This window comes from Rossellomorea sp. y25, from assembly GCF_038049935.1.
Lineage (GTDB): Bacteria > Bacillota > Bacilli > Bacillales > Bacillaceae_B > Rossellomorea.
Window position 1 is genome coordinate 4,200,001 of the sequence record NZ_CP145886.1, and the last position, 2,500, is coordinate 4,202,500.

The 2,500-nt window shown below is 53.3% G+C and carries 1 rRNA gene (cut by both window edges); it reads right to left on the bottom strand.

Annotated elements, in window-relative coordinates:
• Positions 1 to 2,500, bottom strand: a 23S ribosomal RNA gene (locus tag AAEM60_RS20980) (it extends past both window edges: 29 nt to the left, 406 nt to the right).

Here is a 2,500-nt window from a genome sequence, read left to right on the forward strand (position 1 = left end):
GTCAACTCCACATGTCGCCATGCTTCCATCTCTGACCTATCTACCTAGTCATCTTCTAGGGATCTTACTCACATAAGTGATGGGAAATCTCATCTCGAGGGGGGCTTCATGCTTAGATGCTTTCAGCACTTATCCCTTCCGCACATAGCTACCCAGCGATGCCTTTGGCAAGACAACTGGTACACCAGCGGTGCGTCCATCCCGGTCCTCTCGTACTAAGGACAGCTCCTCTCAAATTTCCTGCGCCCACGACGGATAGGGACCGAACTGTCTCACGACGTTCTGAACCCAGCTCGCGTACCGCTTTAATGGGCGAACAGCCCAACCCTTGGGACCGACTACAGCCCCAGGATGCGATGAGCCGACATCGAGGTGCCAAACCTCCCCGTCGATGTGGACTCTTGGGGGAGATAAGCCTGTTATCCCCGGGGTAGCTTTTATCCGTTGAGCGATGGCCCTTCCATGCGGAACCACCGGATCACTAAGCCCGACTTTCGTCCCTGCTCGACTTGTAGGTCTCGCAGTCAAGCTCCCTTGTGCCTTTACACTCTGCGAATGATTTCCAACCATTCTGAGGGAACCTTTGGGCGCCTCCGTTACTCTTTAGGAGGCGACCGCCCCAGTCAAACTGCCCACCTGACACTGTCTCCCACCCCGATAAGGGGCGCGGGTTAGAATTTCAATACAGCCAGGGTAGTATCCCACCGATGCCTCCACCGAAGCTGGCGCTCCGGCTTCCAAGGCTCCTACCTATCCTGTACAAGCTGTACCAAAATTCAATATCAGGCTACAGTAAAGCTCCACGGGGTCTTTCCGTCCTGTCGCGGGTAACCTGCATCTTCACAGGTACTATAATTTCACCGAGTCTCTCGTTGAGACAGTGCCCAGATCGTTACGCCTTTCGTGCGGGTCGGAACTTACCCGACAAGGAATTTCGCTACCTTAGGACCGTTATAGTTACGGCCGCCGTTTACTGGGGCTTCGATTCGCACCTTCGCTTGCGCTAAGCACTCCTCTTAACCTTCCAGCACCGGGCAGGCGTCAGCCCCTATACTTCGCCTTACGGCTTCGCAGAGACCTGTGTTTTTGCTAAACAGTCGCCTGGGCCTATTCACTGCGGCTCTCTCGGGCTTGCACCCTACCAGAGCACCCCTTCTCCCGAAGTTACGGGGTCATTTTGCCGAGTTCCTTAACGAGAGTTCTCTCGCTCACCTTAGGATTCTCTCCTCGCCTACCTGTGTCGGTTTGCGGTACGGGCACCTTTTTCCTCGCTAGAGGCTTTTCTTGGCAGTGTGGAATCAGGAACTTCGCTACTATAATTCGCTCGCTATCACAGCTCAGCCTTCGCGATGATGGGATTTGCCTCATCATCAGCCTAACTGCTTAGACGCACATATCCAGCAGTGCGCTTACCCTATCCTCCTGCGTCCCCCCATTGCTCAAACGGAAAAGAGGTGGTACAGGAATATCAACCTGTTGTCCATCGTCTACGCCTATCGGCCTCGACTTAGGTCCCGACTAACCCTGAGCGGACGAGCCTTCCTCAGGAAACCTTAGGCATTCGGTGGATGGGATTCTCACCCATCTTTCGCTACTCATACCGGCATTCTCACTTCTAAGCACTCCACCAGTCCTTACGGTCTAGCTTCGCAGTCCTTAGAACGCTCTCCTACCACTGACACCTAGAGGTGTCAATCCACAGCTTCGGTGATACGTTTAGCCCCGGTACATTTTCGGCGCAGAGTCACTCGACCAGTGAGCTATTACGCACTCTTTAAATGGTGGCTGCTTCTAAGCCAACATCCTGGTTGTCTAAGCAACTCCACATCCTTTTCCACTTAACGTATACTTTGGGACCTTAGCTGGTGGTCTGGGCTGTTTCCCTTTCGACTACGGATCTTATCACTCGCAGTCTGACTCCCATGGATAAGTCTTTGGCATTCGGAGTTTGTCTGAATTCGGTAACCCGATGAGGGCCCCTAGTCCAAACAGTGCTCTACCTCCAAGACTCTTACACATGAGGCTAGCCCTAAAGCTATTTCGGAGAGAACCAGCTATCTCCAAGTTCGATTGGAATTTCTCCGCTACCCACACCTCATCCCCGCACTTTTCAACGTGCGTGGGTTCGGACCTCCATTCAGTGTTACCTGAACTTCATCCTGGACATGGGTAGATCACCTGGTTTCGGGTCTACGACCACATACTCATTCGCCCTATTCAGACTCGCTTTCGCTGCGGCTCCGTCTCATCGACTTAACCTTGCATGGGATCGTAACTCGCCGGTTCATTCTACAAAAGGCACGCCATCACCCGTTAATGGGCTCTGACTACTTGTAGGCACACGGTTTCAGGTTCTATTTCACTCCCCTTCCGGGGTGCTTTTCACCTTTCCCTCACGGTACTGGTTCACTATCGGTCACTAGGGAGTATTTAGCCTTGGGAGATGGTCCTCCCAGCTTCCGACGGGATTTCACGTGTCCCGCCGTACTCAGGATCCACT